General features: G+C 50.3%; 16 protein-coding genes. 5 read left to right on the forward strand and 11 right to left on the reverse strand.

Features of this window, described 5'->3' with window-relative positions; translation table 11 throughout:
* Positions 1-137: 137 nt before the first annotated feature.
* Complete coding sequence (locus ACOTY5_RS08845; protein WP_045142345.1) at positions 138-608, forward strand: hypothetical protein; 471 nt, start codon at positions 138-140, stop codon at positions 606-608.
* Positions 609-613: 5 nt separating this feature from the next.
* Here ACOTY5_RS08845 and ACOTY5_RS08850 read toward each other — a convergent pair whose 3' ends face one another.
* The 4 genes from ACOTY5_RS08850 to ACOTY5_RS08865 all read right to left on the reverse strand — a co-directional run bounded on the left by ACOTY5_RS08850 (position 614) and on the right by ACOTY5_RS08865 (position 3,205).
* The gene (locus ACOTY5_RS08850) at positions 614-1,540 is read right to left on the reverse strand and encodes a LysR substrate-binding domain-containing protein (RefSeq protein ID WP_045142344.1); all 927 of its coding nucleotides are present in this window, start codon (positions 1,538-1,540) and stop codon (positions 614-616) included.
* A 555-nt stretch (positions 1,541-2,095) separates the two neighbouring features.
* Entirely contained in the window at positions 2,096-2,458 is a 363-nt protein-coding gene (locus ACOTY5_RS08855; RefSeq protein WP_126497481.1) for a hypothetical protein, read from the reverse strand.
* Positions 2,455-2,994, reverse strand: coding sequence for a lysozyme (locus tag ACOTY5_RS08860; RefSeq protein ID WP_032654028.1), 540 nt, complete (start codon positions 2,992-2,994; stop codon positions 2,455-2,457). Before ACOTY5_RS08860 ends, ACOTY5_RS08855 begins: the two co-directional genes overlap by 4 nt.
* Positions 2,975-3,205, reverse strand: coding sequence for a class II holin family protein (locus tag ACOTY5_RS08865; protein ID WP_015571338.1), 231 nt, complete (start codon positions 3,203-3,205; stop codon positions 2,975-2,977). The genes ACOTY5_RS08860 and ACOTY5_RS08865 overlap by 20 nt, the downstream gene beginning before the upstream one ends.
* Before the next feature lie 149 nt (positions 3,206-3,354).
* On the opposite strand from ACOTY5_RS08865, the gene ACOTY5_RS08870 reads away from it, so the two are divergent.
* The 4 genes from ACOTY5_RS08870 (at position 3,355) to ACOTY5_RS08885 (ending at position 7,773) form a co-directional block, all read left to right on the forward strand.
* A complete protein-coding gene (locus ACOTY5_RS08870) occupies positions 3,355-3,717 on the forward strand; it encodes a GtrA family protein (RefSeq protein WP_032648602.1) in 363 nt (120 codons plus the stop codon).
* Positions 3,714-4,643, forward strand: coding sequence for a glycosyltransferase family 2 protein (locus tag ACOTY5_RS08875; RefSeq protein ID WP_032654030.1), 930 nt, complete (start codon positions 3,714-3,716; stop codon positions 4,641-4,643). The genes ACOTY5_RS08870 and ACOTY5_RS08875 overlap by 4 nt, the downstream gene beginning before the upstream one ends.
* Positions 4,636-6,105: a glucosyltransferase domain-containing protein gene (locus ACOTY5_RS08880; RefSeq protein ID WP_185807588.1), complete on the forward strand. Its 1,470-nt coding sequence runs from the start codon at positions 4,636-4,638 to the stop codon at positions 6,103-6,105. Before ACOTY5_RS08875 ends, ACOTY5_RS08880 begins: the two co-directional genes overlap by 8 nt.
* Before the next feature lie 462 nt (positions 6,106-6,567).
* Positions 6,568-7,773 carry an O-antigen ligase family protein gene (locus ACOTY5_RS08885; protein ID WP_063613301.1) on the forward strand — a complete coding sequence of 402 codons (1,206 nt, stop codon included), beginning with the start codon at positions 6,568-6,570 and terminating at the stop codon, positions 7,771-7,773.
* A gap of 28 nt (positions 7,774-7,801) precedes the next feature.
* Here the strand turns inward: ACOTY5_RS08885 and ACOTY5_RS08890 are convergent, their stop codons facing one another.
* From ACOTY5_RS08890 to ACOTY5_RS08920, 7 genes are all read right to left on the reverse strand, one after another.
* Positions 7,802-10,090: a phage tail fiber protein gene (locus tag ACOTY5_RS08890; protein ID WP_126497483.1), complete on the reverse strand. Its 2,289-nt coding sequence runs from the start codon at positions 10,088-10,090 to the stop codon at positions 7,802-7,804.
* A 20-nt stretch (positions 10,091-10,110) separates the two neighbouring features.
* The gene (gene terL / locus ACOTY5_RS08895; protein ID WP_126497484.1) at positions 10,111-11,721 is read right to left on the reverse strand and encodes a phage terminase large subunit; all 1,611 of its coding nucleotides are present in this window, start codon (positions 11,719-11,721) and stop codon (positions 10,111-10,113) included.
* Positions 11,718-12,059: a hypothetical protein gene (locus tag ACOTY5_RS08900; RefSeq protein WP_032654043.1), complete on the reverse strand. Its 342-nt coding sequence runs from the start codon at positions 12,057-12,059 to the stop codon at positions 11,718-11,720. Before ACOTY5_RS08900 ends, terL begins: the two co-directional genes overlap by 4 nt.
* A 64-nt stretch (positions 12,060-12,123) precedes the next feature.
* Positions 12,124-15,015 (reverse strand): hypothetical protein, encoded by a 2,892-nt coding sequence (locus tag ACOTY5_RS08905; protein ID WP_126497485.1) that lies wholly within the window; start codon positions 15,013-15,015, stop codon positions 12,124-12,126.
* Complete coding sequence (locus ACOTY5_RS08910) at positions 15,015-17,723, reverse strand: transglycosylase SLT domain-containing protein (protein ID WP_421631895.1); 2,709 nt, start codon at positions 17,721-17,723, stop codon at positions 15,015-15,017. Before ACOTY5_RS08910 ends, ACOTY5_RS08905 begins: the two co-directional genes overlap by 1 nt.
* 2 nt (positions 17,724-17,725) lie before the next feature.
* Complete coding sequence (locus ACOTY5_RS08915; RefSeq protein WP_058685301.1) at positions 17,726-18,193, reverse strand: hypothetical protein; 468 nt, start codon at positions 18,191-18,193, stop codon at positions 17,726-17,728.
* Between the two features lie 2 nt (positions 18,194-18,195).
* Positions 18,196-18,645, reverse strand: a complete 450-nt coding sequence (locus tag ACOTY5_RS08920) for a GNAT family N-acetyltransferase (protein WP_032654055.1) — start codon at positions 18,643-18,645, stop codon at positions 18,196-18,198.
* Position 18,646: the final 1 nt, after the last annotated feature.

The following is an 18,646-nucleotide window of genomic DNA, read 5'->3' on the forward strand; positions in this document are numbered from 1 at the left end:
ACAGTGATTGCCATTATTAATCGTTTTTCAAAAACGCACGCCTTCCAATATTATCCTCTCGACCTACCCTGACGGTGGGCCAATTAAAACATTCAGGCGCAAACTGAATAGTCATAATGAGAGGAACCGGGGCAAACATGACACTTGATGCTTTATTTCAATTAATAAAAATTATATCGCCATCTGAAACTCCATCAGATGGCGATTTAGCGAATTTTATGACCATGCTTATCTCCACCAAAAATCATTCTGGCGCCCTGTTACCGTTTTCGCAGCGCGCGTATATGCTTTCAGTTGCCTATCGCGATCCCCAAAAAGCAGCTGCGTTGCTTTCATCCTGTCAGCCCGAAGCAGGCAACCCTCTCCCGCTGCTCAACTTCTCTGGCTGGCCGGACGTGCGTTACGCCACTTCTGGTGAATTACAGACGCCCGAGTCTAAGGACTATTTTCACAAGATTTCGTCTGCCGCCACGCTATTACGTGCGGCAATTATTGACGCTGAGCAACAGAAAAACACGCCAGCATTTTATATTCTGGATAAGGTGCTCAACCTGAACAGCGCTTTGCCAGAACGTTATAAAAAGATGGCAAATATATCTTATTCATAACGGTATTAATAAATCCGACTGTCATCGTATGCCAGATAATCGATATCCAGCGCGGGAACGACCGGGGTATGGTTTTGCAGCCAGGCCAGAAGATGCTGAATGCTCTCTCTTTTGAGTGAATTTTTTGGCCAGACGAGGTAGTAGCCATCCCCCGTCGCGATAGCTTCCCTGAAAGGCAGGCCCAGCAGGCCACTTTTCAGGGCATCAAGCGTGAGATGCAGGTCGGCGATAGCGATGCCGTGCCCGTTCATCGCGGCAATACTTCCCTGTTCAAGGGTATCGAACACCATACCGCTGCTCATATCGAGCCCCGGGAACAATCCTGTTCTTCGCAGCCAGCGCCGCCAGTCACGTCTGTCCGGTGAAGGATGGATCAGATCGCATTGCGGAAGCCGCTGCCGGGCCGGTTCGATAAGTGATGGAGTACAAACCGGGATAAGCCATTCATGAAATAGCAGTTGGCTTTCCGTTGTGTCACCAAAACGCCCATTGCCGAGAAGAATGGCGCAATCGTAGGGCTCAAGATTGAAATCAACGGTGTCAATGTCCATCCAGACGCTGGCAATCTCAACCTGTGGTTTTGTATGGTTGTTGCGAAAAGATCGCAGCACGTCGAGAAGCCATCTCATGGTCAGGGTGCTGGGCGCTTTAAGCCGCAGCAGGTGGTTTTCACTGCGAAATACCCGGCAGGCCCATTCAATGCTCGTGAAGCTTTCGTTCAGCTGCCCGGCAAGCACTCGCCCGGCTTCAGTGACCTCCACCCGAGGACCTTGCCTTTTGAAAAGCTCGCAGTCGAACCACAGTTCAAGGGTACGAACATGTCTGCTGACCGCGCCCGGCGTAATATTGAGCGTTTCAGCGGCTTTACTGAAGGAGTTCAACCGCGCAGCAACTTCAAACGCACGCAGTGCATACAATGGCGGTAAAGACATAGCGTCCCTTAAATGAGGTGATGGCATGGGGAATCAGGATCGCAAACCTGCAAATCTTCACACTGCAAATCGCGCCCGCTACACGATAGCATAATGGGTATCTGTTTAATTCCGTTGAAAAGGATCGTTGTTTTATTACGTGAGGGTCAGAAATGAAGGTTGTTGATTAGCAGAATGGCAGGCACAAAAAAACCACCTTTCGGTGGTTTCACGACACTGCTTATTGCTTTGATTATTCTGCTTTTTCCCATGGTAGCCGGAGTGGGACTTGAACCCACACAGCGCGAACGCCGAGGGATTTTAAATTGGTTGTTAAAACCAATAAAATCAGTAGATTATAAAAATATTCCGAACATAGACCCAAATATATACGCCTTAAATACATGCACTTACAACCTCTCCGGCACCAATCTTCGGAATGATTAGTGAATAAGAGTGCGTTATTCCGTAGCCCTGTACCAAGCTTGCCAACGATATTTATCCAGCCGTAACTGCCGCAGGCATTCCGCTGTTTCGATGTCTGCTTGCAGATCTTCGTCGCTGTCTGTTCCTGCTTTACTCGCTCCCTTGCATGGCTCCTGCATCAAATCCGCTGATGGAGTTGGCCGCATCGAGGGCTCGCTGCCGCAGCTGCACAGCGTGATCGTCAAAATCGCACTTAGTATGATTCGGGTCGTTAACATATTTCACCACATCTCGGTAAATGGTCCGGTAAATCACTTTACCTTCTGCGCTGGCCGCTGCCGCTTTCTGCTCACTACTGGCGACGGCTTTCTCAGCCTTTTTGTTTTTCGCTGCATGCTCACTGTTTACCTTTTCGCTATGGGCGTACCAGCCTTTCAGATAACCCGCGTAAAAGGTAACAGCGAAAAGAGCCAGCAGAACGGCCAGCGCTAACAGCTTTGCTTTAATGGTCACTGGTCTATCCCCCAGCACGCAAGTGCGCTTTCCTGATCCCGGCGTACAACCTGACCATAGCAGCCATTCTCCTGGCCTTTTGTCAGTCGACAGTCGCGGCCACCGTCTCTAATCCACCAGCGGATCGACTCGCAGGCCCCTTTGCGGTCACCGGCATTGATGCGCTTATAGAACGTTGATGGGAAGCATTTACCGGGGCCGATATTGTACGGGCAGAACGAAGCAATACCGGCTTTCTGTGGTTCGGTCAGCGGCACCTTTATATTTCGTTCTACCCAAGCCAGCGCCTTATTACGTTCAATGGAGTTTACCTGGTCGCATTTCGCCTGGGTCAGCCTCATGCCCTGCACCACCGGTTTACCATCCACCATTGTGGCACCACGACAAATAGTCCAGACCCCACCGCCGTCTTTGTAAGCTGTGAGGCTGTTTCCCTCTTTTTCATTCAGAAACTGATCGAGGATGACGGAAGCAGGCGCCCCGGCAAGGATCAGCCCGAGAACTGCGGCGCTGAATTTAGTCTTGCTGGTAGCCATTATCTCTGGCCTCTTTTCGACGATCGTCTTTGATTTTGAAATACAGGTTGGTCAGATACGTCAGTAAACCAAAGAGAATACTTGCAAGAACGCCGATTGCAGCCCACTGGCTGGGGCTCACTTTATCGAGTAGTTGCAACAGCCAGTACCCAAAGCTGCCAATAGATGTGCCGTAGGATAGTCCTGCCGCTACGTCTGATAGGTTGTTCATCCTCATGCCTCACCCCCTGTGGGGAAAATATTTGTGTGAGCCGAGGGTAAGCGTGGAGACCGGTCGGAATCCCGACCATATAGAGGAGGTCGATTAGGTTAGTGACAAGTGCTAAACTCTTTGCCTTTCAGAATAGACTGATTCTCATAATGTTAAAGCTCTTCGCTAAGTACACATCGATCGGTGTCATAAACACGCTCATTCACTGGGTTGTGTTCGCTATTTGCATATATGCGTTTCACACAGGCCAGGCACTTGGCAACTTCGCCGGGTTCGTCGTGGCGGTGTCATTCAGCTTCTTTGCAAACGCCAGGTTCACGTTCAAGTCTTCCACCACAACCATGCGTTACATGCTTTACGTTGGGTTCATGGGCTCGCTGAGCGCGGCTGTTGGTTGGGCTGCCGATAAGTCCGGCATGGCTCCGATCGTAACTCTCATTCTTTTCTCCGCCATCAGTCTGGTGTGCGGTTTTATTTATTCAAAGTTCATTGTCTTTAGGGATGCGAAATGAAAATTTCTCTGGTCGTTCCCGTCTTTAACGAAGAAGACGCGATACCTATTTTTTATAAAACTGTTCGGGAATTTGAAGGGCTTCAGAAGCATGAGGTTGAGATAGTTTTCATTAATGACGGCAGTAAAGACGCGACAGAATCAATTATCAACGCGCTTGCTGTTGCCGATCCGCTTGTTGTTCCACTGTCATTCACTCGTAACTTTGGGAAAGAACCCGCTCTTTTCGCCGGGCTTGACCACGCGACCGGTGAAGCGATTATCCCGATCGACGTAGACTTGCAGGACCCTATCGAAGTCATTCCTCACCTGATAGAGAAATGGCAGGCCGGGGCTGATATGGTTCTGGCTAAACGCTCTGATCGCTCAACAGATGGCCGACTGAAGCGCAAGACGGCTGAGTGGTTCTATAAGCTGCACAACAAGATCAGCAATCCGAAGATTGAAGAAAACGTTGGTGACTTCCGTCTCATGTCTCGTGAGGTTGTAGAAAATATTAAGCTTTTACCTGAGCGTAACCTTTTCATGAAAGGTGTCTTGTCATGGGTTGGTGGTCGCACTGATGTAGTCGAGTACGCCCGTGCCGAGCGTGTTGCAGGCAGCACGAAGTTTAACGGCTGGAAGTTGTGGAACCTGGCGCTTGAAGGGATCACAAGCTTCTCTACATTCCCTCTGCGTATGTGGACTTACATCGGCCTGTTTGTTGCTGGGGTGGCATTCCTTTACGGCGCGTGGATGATTTTCGACACTTTGGTGTTCGGTAATGCTGTCCGTGGATATCCATCTTTACTGGTATCTATTCTTTTCCTTGGCGGCATTCAGTTGATCGGTATCGGCGTACTTGGAGAATACATTGGCAGGATATATGTTGAAGTGAAAAATCGTCCAAGATATGTGCTTAAAAACAAGGGCAAGAAAGATGATTGAACAGTTCTTCAGCAGATACAAAATTGCGTACATTGCAGGATTAGTGTACATCCTTCCTATCATTATTGCAGGACGTATGTTTAATGATGATATAGGAAGGGCAACGGAGGGTTATACTAAATGGGGTGTAAACGGAAGGCCACTAAGTGACTGGATTATGGAGGGTCTAAGCTTTGGATTCCCTATAAGTAACCTTTCCCCTTTCACCATAATTATTGCAATGCTAATTACTGTGCTCTGCGGCGCTCTACTTGCTGAGCACTTTGGTGTTGAGGATAAAGCAAAAAGAAACATACTGGCTTTTTCTTTTATTATATCTCCGTTTTATTTAGAGAATCTTTCTTATCAGTTCGATTCTCTGCCTATGGCTTTATCATTATTATTCGCATCTCTTGCGTTCACAATCCCAGGAAAGTTCAGACCTTTAGCTGGCTGTGCAGTTGGCACCGTCTTGCTGATTGGCACCATGTGTCTTTATCAGCCATCTATAAATGTGTACATCATACTAGTTTGTTTTGCTGCAATACTAGCAGGAATAAATAGCGAAGGTCGCATTTTACTTACCGCTTTATACAAAGCCATATCATTACTTGTAGCTCAGGTGATTTACTCTTTAGCAATTGTACCTGCCTTTATCGAGGGTGATTACAACACAAATCACAGTATTATGATTACTGAAAAACCAGATCCGGTTGGTCTGCTTTTTAGTAATGCTCAAGCATTTTACGATAGAGTATTAAGCTCACTAGATACAACGGCATACGTGATAGCAGTTGCTCTGGTAGTATTGCTATTAGTGATATGGATAAAGTCTTTATTTACACACAATAACAATAAAAACAAATTAAACCTTGCGTTTGATAAGTTAACTATACTCATTGCATTTCCAGTTATTTTTATATGCATAGCTGGCCCCTTACTATTACTCTATAAACCAGTGACAAACCCCCGCGTATTGCTTGGCGTTAATGCCATAGTATTCATTGGGGTATTTTGTGCGATATATTTCTTAAGCCGATACTGGAAATTCCTGATGATTGTCCCGGTGGTTTACGCTTTCTCACTTTCCGCAGCGTATGGGAATGCTTCAACCATGCAAAAAAGGCTTGATGAATATCGGGCAATAGTAATTGCCAAAGATATTAACAATTTAAATAAACCATTTAAGAATCTTGTTTTTATAGGCATGCCTGAGCTTTCCAAGGTGTCTAATAAATATGCTGACAACTTCCCTGTCATTCGTCAACTGATTACCCCATCCATAAGAGAGAACTGGGTTTTCGCAAACTACTTCATGCGGCAGTATGGGATCTATCTCAACTATATTCATATAAGCAAAGGAAGAACAACCAGAGATGCTTTATGCAAACAAGGTGTATTAATTGCTAATGATGACTATTTTGTTATGCACAATTCAGACGCGGTAATAATAGACTTTACAAAATGTAAAGACGTGAACTAACTTAGTCGAAGGCCGATACTTTTCGGCCTTCCTTAATTTTATTAGGTTCATAAATTTAATTTGTCACCATTAAATGCAGTGATGATGGCTTGTTTTTTATCATTAGCAATACCAATCAATGGTCATAAGTTATACAATTTGAAACCGTTCTCTTTTTGCTGGTGATACATACAGTGAATCTTACTCGCCCTTCTGAATAAGTGAACTTTCCTAAACATGTGATAAACTGCTTTTTTGAGGAGAAGAAGATGGAGTGGCTAATCATCATGATAGTTGTGCTTTTCGTCTTTGCACTACCCGGTACTGACATATGAAAGAAGGGATTAACCTCCCAAGAGTTTTGGGTGTCTCAATGGTATGCTTGCTTGTCACTGGATCTGTGGATAACAAGTGGGTAGTGGCTATCTTTTTACTGCTCATAGCAGCCTGGCTAACACTAGAAATCTATCTTAAGAATAAAAAATGCGATTAATTCTTATACTAATTCTCTGCCTTTCTGTACCGGTAGACATGCTGAATGGGTGGCTATCTTATGAGCGAGACATAGGGTTTGTGTCCCCTCTCTATAAAGCTGCTGTATTAGGTCTGTGCCTTTTGCTGCTCGCGGCAACCAGAATCAAACGGTTTTTGTTCTATTCATTTTTTATGCTTATCCTGTGCCTTGGTCCGATACTCGGCTATACTACTTTTGAACTCAATGAGTTCCCGGTAGAAACTGTGCAGATAGCAATTCGATGCCTGCTAATGTTTGTCGTTTATGACACCCTCTCGGCACTGAGAGTTTCTCACAGGATGGCCGCGTTGGGAGCAGTTTCAGCGCTAGGTTTTACGCTTCTCAATTTCCTTATGGCGCAAATGGGTTACGGTTATTCTGCATATGGAGACGCCGCCCTAAGTGATGCTTACGCTGAATACTCTGTCGGCGCTAAAGGGTTCTTCTTTGCTGGAAATGAAGTAAGCATTTTGCTTATGTTCCTTGCTGCATTTGTTTCACTTTATTTCTATAGATACTTTTGGACTTTCTTCCTGCTTGTTGCATTGCTTGGATGCAGCATACTCCTTTCAACAAAAACAGCTATGATTGCTTCTCTCGCAATGGTAGCTGTATGGTTCTTTGTTAGATACCGTTCACTTTCTGTAAAGTACCTTATACCTGCCGCCATTATCGCAGTGTTCGCGCTGGTTTTCATAATCAACCCAGACATAACACTGAGTGGAGCTAAATGGACTCAATTCGTTTATATATATGAGAATGGCGGAATTACTCGATTAATATTCTCAGGAAGGGATGAGTTTGTAGACGCGGCGTGGAGAATGATTCAAGGAAACTCCGCATTTATTACTGGTGAATATTTCTTCGGTTTTACCAAAGAATATCTTGAGTTTCAGAGAATAAAATCATCGGTAGAAATAGATCTGATTGATATGTACCTGTGGTTTGGCGTAGCCGGTGTCGTTTTCTTCTTCTACTATATGAAGTTTGTGTGGTCAAAAGTAAAATATGGATGCTATGAGACTCGCATGTCCAGACTCATATCACTTTGCTTCTTTACCATGATATTCTTCGTATCATTCTTCTCTGGTCACGTTGTTTACTCGGGAACGGCAGCGATCCCTGCTGCATTGTGTCTGTATGCCATTTATCAAAAAATGATGTCTCACAAATAAAAGAAGGCGGCATTAGCCGCCTTTTCTTTTACACCATCAACTGGAATGTTGGTGCTGTTCCAGAGAAATCTCCGGACTGTGTACATACCCAGCCTAGTTTCACTGATGTTCCAGGTGTGATGATGAATATTTTATCCCCGCTGTACCACTTACCTGCTGTTGGTACTGCTGCGGCATGGAAGATTCGGCAGTTAGCAGAGATAGCGCTGCTGATATATGGACCTGCGTTAACCTGCACGGCCTGGCCCACAGCAAAGTCTATCGTGTCGTTTCCAATATTAGTCATTCTCACCGTCGCCGTGGTTGACCTGTAATTCTGATACCCAACCTGAGAGCCAGCGAACTGAGCTGTAGAAGGCAGAGAGAAGTAAGCAATGCTTGCTGATGTGAGTGTCCCTGTGGTGTCATTGAAATCTATCGTCCAGTTACCCAACTGGATCCTTGAGCACCCTGCAAAATCCGCCATGCCAAGATATGAGCCGGTTACGTAATTTACCCGTAGATTTACATCGCCAATATACAGATCAGTCACACCTTGCGTAATGGAGAACATAGAGTGAAGAATGCTCGCAGTAACTCCAGCAAGTACACATGCCCCTTCAATGCGGCCTATCCTGATTGTGCTGCTCACGTTATCAGGTCGGCTACGCAGAATTGGCATAATAGATGAACTTAGGGTGTTGTCGATATACAAGGCATCGATGCGCATGGTTCCACTGTACGAGTATGTAATGCCATATCCAGAGCACTCTCTGATACGCAGAACCCCTATGTTTACTATACCGCCAGCATTTACAACGGGCTCGCCTAATCCGTTATCAACAACCATTTCAGAGATCGAAACGCGACTACCCTCGAGGCAGTAAATTCCATTATCGTGGATCAACCTGGCAGTGATAACACCGAATACCGTTTCAGTGGTGGCTGCGACGATTACCCCACCTTGACTGTCATAGATATTAACATCTGGGTAGTTTCCTCGCTGAGTTGTAGCACCTACGGTGAATGCAGCAGGCTGCGGATCAACGCCAGTATCCCCCTTCTGAATATTACGAATAATGGCAGAAATGGTGTTTCTTGTTCCTTCATCCGTTACTGCGTTCTGGAGGCCATAAGTCGTTCTGTTAGCACCATAGATATTCGAAACCTTGATGCGACCAACAGTGTCTGTACCCTGGTTGATAAAACCACCAGCGCCGAAATTCTGCATGTCGATATCGATGTCATAAGTTACATTCGCTCCAGTCAATGTCAGGAGCGTACGACCGTATGCCGTGGAAAAATCAGCAGTAGAGGCTTTCATTCTCCCGGTCAGGCTGAATCGACTTGAAGGGATGCTAACGACATTATAATTCTCCCCCATCATTTTCACGTCAAGACCAGAGGCGCATGCTTTCAACAGGCGTGCAGAGTTGTCAGATCCTGTATTCCCATCCCAGCATCCATATTCTTCTGTGCTGACCTGTTTATTTTTGACGCACCGCCGCCACACAGCTCCGCCGGACGTTTTGATATAAAGACCGCCATCTTCTACCAGCGATCCGGGATTAACACTGCGGAAGAAGCCCCCACCACCAAATTTGTCTGAGTAGTAATTTTTGACCCTTATTAACTGTCCGAGTGTTGTTGGTTCAATCGACCGTAAAGTCGAGATATCTGGACACTCTCCGATATATTTGTAGCCATCACTTGCAGCTAGTTGCAACATGACATCTGAGGCAGACCCCGATGGCGGCGATACGAATACTGGATCGCCGGCGCTGTTGAACCCCAGCAGCTTATTTGCTCGATGTTCCGCGGGTGCAAGTGTTGGAATGGAGCTTTCAGGGACACGCAGCGCACGAACAAGACTCACATTATCAATGTAACGTTTTGTCGCAGCATCTTGCGGATTAACCGGATCGGCAAGCTTCTCAATCCGGTAACCTTCTGCGTTAAACGGCCCTCCAAGCAATGGGCGACGTAATGCCAGACCAAGGTAGATAAAGGAACGCTGGATAGCCATCCACAGACGGTCAAAGTCCTTGTTTACCGTATCGGCCAGCAGGTCACCGTTATCCTGGTAATCGGTCAAACGGTAAGTCGGGACCACTCGTTCCAGCATCACTACTGTACCCGCAGCAGGTGGAGTAATGAAAATCACATCTCCGCCTGTTACATTACCAACGCCGGAAACGCTGTAACCGCTTGAAACTGGTGTACCGTTTATGGAGACCTGAATATCCCCAGCATTAATGATGTAAAACTCGAAGGGAAAAACGGTCGTCAGGCCGTTGGCATTATAAATTATATAAGGTGTCTGGTTAGGGACCGACATGATGCGAAACCTCTGGCAGGTTAGTAATCGACGTCGACCAGATGATCTCCGTCACTTAACTGCCAATCTTCGCGCGCATGCCCGGTCGGAATCCCGACCACTTTCCCGATACGTACAGGGGTCTGACTTATTGCACCAGCGCCGGAATCAATGAAGTCGTCCGGCTGGTTGGTCAGCGCAGGATTAAAGTCACGCATCTGGCCATAGACAGGACCGTCGAGCACATCGGTATGCGCCCAGAGGAACCGAGAAGACAGGGGCGCTTCAAACGCATCGAGGATGCGTTTCTGCTTGTTGGTGATACTGAATTCTTCTCGTACGCCGCAGCCGGTACCCTTAAGCGCCTGACGAAGCAATTTGCCCGCGAAGCTGCCGGGGCCGTTCACCTCAACGCACACAACCGGGATCTGATATTTGAGTACCAGTTCTTTGATCTGCGCCACCTGGCCGCCAGTGATTTTGTCGTTATCGTCAAACTCTGCCAGCTCCCCGGTAAGCTCCTGGCATATGTGCCAGTACAAATGCCCTCTCGCATCCGTCAGCATCAGCGAGAACGCCGAAGCATCCGCTTTAACTTTACCTGTGGCCACATCCCACCAGGCTACAGCACCGACGATTTGCACGTTACCCAGCCATAGCGAGGCCGTACGGTTCGCATAGCGGATCTGCGGATGGATGTTGTACTCGCGAATTCGGTCTGGATCGAGACGAACGTCGCCGACGGGTTTACTGTGCAGCTGATACTGGCTGTCCCACTCGTTAATCGTGCGCGTTTCTTTGCGGCGATTCTCCATTTCATCGCGCGTGAATCGCTCAGGCCAGGCGCAATCTGCATAGAAATCAATAACGGTGTCGGGCGCGGTGGCAAATTCAACCCCGCTTGCCGTAATTTTGTAGTCGACATCTTCCACCAGCAGGCGGGCACTTTTATGGATCCCGGCGAAAACATATTCCGGCCGGAAAGATAAGCTGTATCGCAGCTGCGTGGCGTCTTTGGCCTCAACGCGTTTTTCTTTCTCAAATAGCCGGATGGTCAAGCAGTCAGCGCCCATAGACTCAACCTCATCGTAAAGGCTGTCATGCGTATGCGGCGTACCAATGTAGAGTTTGCGGCCACCGGGGATCAGGATGTGCGTTTGTTCACCCAGGCGATAGCGCAGCTTTTCACGCGCTTCTGGCGTCTGGATATTGCGGGGTACTTCTACATCATCGTTCTGGCATTCGTTGGCACGGGCGGATGTAACGTTAGACAGAATGCCTTTGGCATACATGCTGCCGTTACGTAAATCCAGCGCACCGTTGACCCACCACTGCTCTACCGTCCCCTGCCCGTCCGGTAGCATTCCTTTCGTCAGCGGATGATTACGTAAAACGTTCTGCGTATCGCGGCTGGTTTTATACGCAGTACCATCGGATTCAGACTGATGCAAAATGCGATACTGCCGATCGCAGTAATACCGCCAGGCGTTATAGACCGCGAGAATTGTCGATTTGCCGAACCCACGGAAACAGCGAAGCACCGCGAGATTACCGCGATGCTCCAGCCAGTGGCAGGCTTTATAGTGACAGTCCGGTACATTCCACTGCATCCGTTCCGCCCACATCAGAAAGAAGGCGAGGAAGGAGATCATTTTTTGCCTTTCTGGAGACGCTCGATAATAGCGGCTGCTTCACGCTCAGCCTTCGATACCTGCTGGCCCAGCGCAAAAGCTTCATCATCCTGACCAGGATTATCAGTTGGCGTACCTCCGCGCGTCTGCATGCCGATAAGGGAGTGAACCTTAATCAACAGCGTCAGCGATGCGGCTGCGTTCTTCTTGTCCCAGTAGCGGTCGCCGCGCTCATCTTTCGTCAGTTCGCTCGGTTTCTTCCCTGCCCCCGGCCAGTTATCCGGATCGGCTTCTTCGAGCACCATATCGGTGAGTTTATCGCTCAGCGCGGTAAGGCGTGTTTTGTAATCCTGATGCATAAAAAAGCCCCATAGTGAATACAGGGCAATGATGTAACAGACAAGAGGTCGGAATCCCGACCGATTACCGCATACCAGGGTCAACCTGATTTATCAGAGGAGCAATCCAGAAGAGGTTATTACCCGGCAACAGCGTACGTACGTTGTGCAGAACCCGATCGCCAGCATCGCCATTGAGCACGCCAGCTGTCACATCGGTAATGGTATCGAGAAGGCCAAACGTCGGACCCAATGCAGAGCCGATAAAACCTCGACTGGCATAACGTGACTGTGTGCCGGTACCGAGCAAAGCACCCAGCCCCACCATACCGCCGGAGGCCTTTTCCGCCATATTGTTATATTCCATCAGCGGGCCAAGAATACCGGAGCGGTCAACACCTTCCAGTACCAGTTTATTCGGCGACCAGTCTACCTCTTTACCGTTTGCAGTCTGTTTAAGCGCGTACGTCAGCGCGCCGAGACCAATCTGAAAAGCGGTACCGTAATAAAACTGCCCGGTTCCTTCTTGCAGGCCGCCCAGTGTGGCACGGTTATAGGATGCGGTAGCGAACGATTTAAACTGGAAGATGGTTTTACCGAGCGGCGTGCTGGCCCATAGTGGTGTATCACCTATCCCCGGCGTGATAACAGTGTTATTAACGTCTTTGAGTACCGCCGACTGAAAAACGCCAGCCACGTGCTGATCATCCCATTTCTCGAAATTACCGATATGCCAGCCGTTGATGACTTCACCGTGCTTCTCGAACTCGCTGCGGATACGCGCGGCCATGTTGTCGTTAATACCAAGCTTCGCCAGACGACGGCCAGCGAACGCGCCGGAGAGAATGCCGTCGGACGTGATCATGCCGTTTACCGATTTGTTCATATCATCGAAGTGGCCCATCAGCGTGAGCTTGCCGAACGCATCAGTAACGCGCTCCATTCCCGCTTCTACCGCCGTAGTGCGGGCAGAACTGTCTACCAGATCACCCATCGTACGCGCACGAGTATGCAGGATCGTTTCCAGCCCGACGGCCATTTTTAACTGTTCGGCGCGGCTGGCCTTGAATGCTGGCGACCGGCTGATTAGCGCTGAGTAACCGCGCATGGTATTGCCAAAGCCATTAACCATCACACCGCGCGCGAGATCAGGAATAGCGGAAACGGTCATACCGCCCAGCTTGGTTACAAAGTTAGCGCTGCGCAGAAACGCACCAGCGCGCACAAAAAATGATGATGGATCGTCCGGCATGCCGTAGGTACCCGCCAGGCGGTCGCGCAGCGCTGTGATGTCGCGGATATCGTTATCGCGGGCTTTCGCCAGTTTCGCCTGGTCTTTGGGATTCTGGCGCATCAGCGCATCGTATTCGTCCTGAATATCCTTGAGCTGCTTCTCCAGTGATTTATTACCGAATGCGCGCGTCAGCTCCACCTCTGCCGACGCCTCGCGAATATGCCGTTGCAGCACATAGTTGGCGTCGCTCTCCAGATAATCTTTCATCAGGCGATCGGGAACGCTGAGCGTACGCGACCGGGTGCTGCCTGCCGCTTTCACCATAAAGACGTTTGCGAAATCCTGCGGGATTTTTGCGCCGACGATTTTATTGATCGTGGCATCAGCTGTAATTTCCGCCTCTTCGCGGGACATGGTTTTCTCACCGCGCGACCACCAGTCGACCAGCATGTCGCGAAATTTATCGCGCTCGTTAACGATTTTGCCGACTCTGTACACGCGCGGGAAATAACTCTCCTGGCCGATGGCTTTCAGCTCCTCGTCAGGCGGCAGCAGGCCCAGCTTTTGCTGCGCCACTTTCACCCGGTTAACCACGGTCCGCATCGCCTGTGCCGTTTCATGCACTACCGGATTAGCATGCACATCGCCGCTGCGCATGGCATTACCCACTTCTTCGCGGAACTGAGAAAAGCTCAGGTCACCACCGGTGGCTTTGTACTGGCTGTAGGCCTGCTTGTTTGTCACAACAACAGCGGCCTCTTCACGACGCCACCCACGAACGCGGGTTTCTGCGGCGACAGGTGTCTCGATGCCGCGGGCATTACCCTGAAGTGTGTAATTATTCTCTGCCAGCTCAAGAGCCGTGCGGCGGGATGTCTTCGACGGTGACTCCATCAGGCGGGTGAACGGTGTCAGATAGCTACCTGCCTTTCGCGCCAGTTTACCGACCGGGCCACCAGCTGCCGGAGTGAGATCTTCGAGCGTGGCTTCGCTGATTCGTGCCGCGCCGACGCTACCACCTTCTGAAAGGGAAGCCGCTGCCGTATCCGTCGCTGACGTGATACTCATACTATCGAGCGCATCAGCCACTTCGCGCGTGGCCCTAGTGCGAACAGAAGGAGACAGCGCGGCGCCAGCCGCCGCAAATACACCGCTCATCAATGCACCCGCTGCGACGTGAGACGCGCTTTCGCCCCATGTGCGGGTTATTTGCTGGTTGTTAAGCGCAACCTCGCTCGCTGCTGTTGCAGCCGCACCGATTGCAGCCTGCGACGCAATACGAGCCACTGCGCCCCCCTGCGCCCCAGGGATGAACATCGAAGCTACTGTAACCGGGTCAACAACCCCGGCGGCAATGCTGGCGAGAACACCCTCCCCCCCGGCCTCGGAAAGTACCCGCCGGTCCTCGTTTTCGTCGTCAATCTGCTGTTTCAGCCAGGCAGTTTCTTCTGGCGAACGGGAGTCGGCAAAAGCGGATCCCCATTGTTCATAGCCGTGCAGCTCGGTTTTATCAGCATAGGGGTTATACCCGTCTACAGGCTCAAACTGCTTCGCCGGGCGGAACATCTCGCCCAACAGGTTATTCTGACGAAATGCAGCGCTCCATACAGACGGCTCATCCTGCTGGGGGGCCGGGTTGGTACCCTCAGGCAACGGGACATCAAACCCGGAAGGCGCCGCCAGGACATTACCCGCCGGAGTGAATCCGTTATTCATTTCTTCATGAGTGGCGTATACCGGCATTATTCAGTGCTCCACGAAAAGTAATTTTTAACTCTGTCCATACGCTCGTTGTGCAGACGCTTATACTGTTCGTCGAGTGCGCGGTGTTTATCTTTGAACCCGCGTATATCCTGACCGCGTTGCAGCTCATTGCGATCATGTTCTTCGCGCTCTTCCTGCATTTTTTTGTATGGCGCCCACTCTTCCAGTGACGGTTTCCAGCGCATCGGTCTGCCGTACGAATCGTAGAACGGCTGTACCGCCTCGATACCATCCTTATCTTTTGTACGCACCATGATGGCGTAATCGCCATTGCGGGCCGTCAGCACATCAGGAGTTATCTCCAGTTCTCCGCCAATAGGCGATTCTGGCGTTTTACTGATAACAGGTGCAGCGCTTCCGGAGGTGATCCCGAGCTGCGTTGGGCTGGTGGAGATATCACCCTTGCGTTCGCCATACATCAGGCTCTCTTTTTCTTCTTTCCACTGCGCTGCCTGCCAGCCAGACGGTCCGTAGTTATAAAGTGCTTCCGGAGCATATTTCATAAGCTTAGCGCTGCCGTTCACCTCGCTGATACTCCATGTACGTGCGATCTGCTGGTTGGTCATTTTCTTCGCCGCATCCGCATTACCGCCGGTGGTGCGATAGTTGATGTCGTATAGCGACTGGTAATCGTTACGGAAACGTGCAGCCTCCGGCGTCTGGTCGTCGGCTGATGGATTTCCCCAGCTAAAGAAGCCAGACATACTGCTCACTGCGGAATCCATCGCTTTGCTGCGGTCTTTTTTGTACTCCTTGGTGCTCTGAGTTGATGCCAGTTGCGCTTTGAGCGCATCGGTCTGGTTGTAGGTCAGATTCTGCGCCTGCTCGATAGCGGTTTCGGACGCCATGCCAGAATCGGTAAGCTGCTTAACGGTGAGATAAAACCCTTGCATATCCTTTGGCATGTTGCCAACAGACGCAGGATCTGTGTCATAGAGACGATTAAATAACTCAGCACCCTGACGTACCGCCTCAGAGCTGCGCGAGCGGGATATCGCCGATAACTGGGTGGTTACCTGCGAAGGAATGATCCCGGTCTGGGCAACCTGCTGTACGATCCCGTCGTGGGTAGTGGCGTCGTTAATCCGGAAATTTTGCGCCGTTGGTGTTGCGTCAGCGGCTTTTTGCATAGATTTATTGGTAGGGTCGAGTTTCTCGCCCATAGACAGCGCTTCGTTAAAACGACGGGCATCACGCTGCGCCTGTATCGCTTCATTGCTTTTCTGCACCAGCGCGCCAAGTTTGCCGTATGCATCGAGTTTCAGCGCATAATCAGGGTCATTTGCCTGAGGCTTTAACCTCGCAATTTCTGACTGCTGCTGTTCTGGGGAAACGTACTGTATCGCCTGGAAGGTTTTGGCGTTGTTGATCGCAATATCGAGCTGCTTAACCGCCTTTGCCCCCTGCTCGCCATACGCAAACATGATGGAGGCTTTATCAGGCATAGCGTCCGGCACTTCACCGTTATACAGCTGTACCATTGTATTATTCAGAATTGGGTCTATTTGCTCGCGCAGGGCTGTACGCTGCTCCCGAATTTTCGACTCGGCGATATTATCGATTTTGTTGACAGACACCGGATCGAGTCCGGTTTTATTTTTACGGTACCGGGCCAGCCACCCGCGAGTTTCCGCAGGTAGCTGCCGAACAAAATCAGCCTCAGATATTTCGCCTTTACGTGGGTCCCCGGCTTTCACGATCAGTTTGTCAACGTTGCCCATACCCCAGTTGTACGCAGCACCTGCCAGCGTTTCAGAGCCGTATTTACCATACAGCTGATTTGCGTAATCGCTTGCCAGCAGGGCATTTTGCTCTTCGTCTGCCGGGTTATATTCAATACCGCGCTTCGCCGCCAGCTCCTTACCTGTGTCCGGCATCAGCTGGTATTTTCCCTGCGCACCGGCAGAAGAAGTGATAATACTGCCGTCGGCATTAAAATGCTTACCGCCGGATTCAACTATCCCGATGGCGCGCATATCCAGCGCACCGGTATCTTTCACTGGAAAATCGCCATTTAACCAGCCCTGAGGATTGGTAACCGCATAATTCTGGGCTCGCTGGTCCGTAGCACGCAAATTTGCCTCAGAAACCGCCTGGTCAATTTGCTCCTGTGACCATCCTTGTGCCTGGCCATACAATGAAATCGAGTGCTGCCGGGCGCCGCGAATTAACGCAGCTGCCTGCGGGTCGTCAAACGCCCCCGCTTCCTGTTCAACGGACGATTTTACCGTCGCGTCGAGTTGCTGGCGCTGGGCCTGTTCGGTCTGGCTACGTTCAAAGCTGTTGTAGGTGCTGGCGCGGCGGATCTGACCAGCTTTCCATTGCGCATCGAAATACTGCAACTGGCTCTGTGGTACGCGTTTGCGGGCTTCTTCGTAGTCTGATGAATCCAGCTTGTCCATGTCCAGACCAACGCCAGACGACTTAAACCCCTGCCGGGTTACCAGCGCGCCGGTCTCCGGGTTCTCCCAGCGGTCGCTGGATTTCGCATCGAGATCGGTAAGTATCGCCTGGGTAGCAGCCACATCAGCTTTATCCTGCGTACGCTGCAAATCATCCACAGTCTGGCCCAGAGCAGCCCCCAGCCCAGCTACAGCGTTACCAATCTGGCCAACATTACTGACACCGACCCGGGTCGGATTAGCCTGCGGCGCAACGTTACCAAAATTACCCGTTGGAATTCTCACGCTTATTTACTCCCTGCTTTTTTCCAGCCGTTATACGCTGTACCGCCAGCGCTCAGCAGCGAGCTGCCCGCACTGATATAGCCAGATGTTGAAGCATTACGGCCGCTGATGCGGTCAGCAGACGCCTGCGCGTTGAGCCGGGCGCTCTGGTTCGCGCCGTTCAGAATGGTCTGGTACGCATCCTGTTCCGCATCACCCACAATATCGGACTGAATACGCAGTGCTGTACCCTCCCCTGTGTCAACACCTGATGCTGCCAGAGCTGCATTTGCCTGGGCTGCTTGTGCCCTGCCCGCCTTACGAATACGATCAGCTTCTACGCGTGCAGCAGCCTGCGCGGCTTCTGCATCTGCTTCCGCCTGCGCCGCCTGATAGTTGGACATTTTCTTTTGCTGTTGCCCGCTATAGACCGCGCCACCAGCTGCAAGAACAGACGCACCAATTGCAGCCACCTCTAACCCGGTACACATCGTTACACCTCTTTGGAATAAAGCAGACCGGTACGGGACAGGCCGAGACGTGAATACAAATCACCAGTGCGCTCTTCATGTACGCCCGTGGTGATACCCATATTTATGATGGCGGCGCCGTGGTCTTCCGCCCAGGTGATAAAGGCTTTAGCGAGACGCGGGCCAGCCGTGCCGCCGCGATGTTCAGGCGCGATAAACAACCCATACTCAAAGGCCATGAGCTGGCGGCTGAACCACTGCTCAGCAATCCCGCCGGCCAGCCAGCCGATTACAGCACCGTCTTTTTCTGCCACAAGCAAACAGCCGGCAGGAGATGAAATAAGGTTACGGGCAAGTTCTGCGCACTTTTCTTCATCAAAAGGTGAATTCTGCGAATAGCGAGACTCGATATACATCCGCGCGCCCAGCTCGATCAGCGCCGGGATATCCCCGGATTTTGCGTTACGTACCATG

It is taken from the genome of Enterobacter cloacae complex sp. SHL018 (assembly GCF_049237905.1).
GTDB classification, from domain to species: domain Bacteria; phylum Pseudomonadota; class Gammaproteobacteria; order Enterobacterales; family Enterobacteriaceae; genus Enterobacter; species Enterobacter hormaechei_C.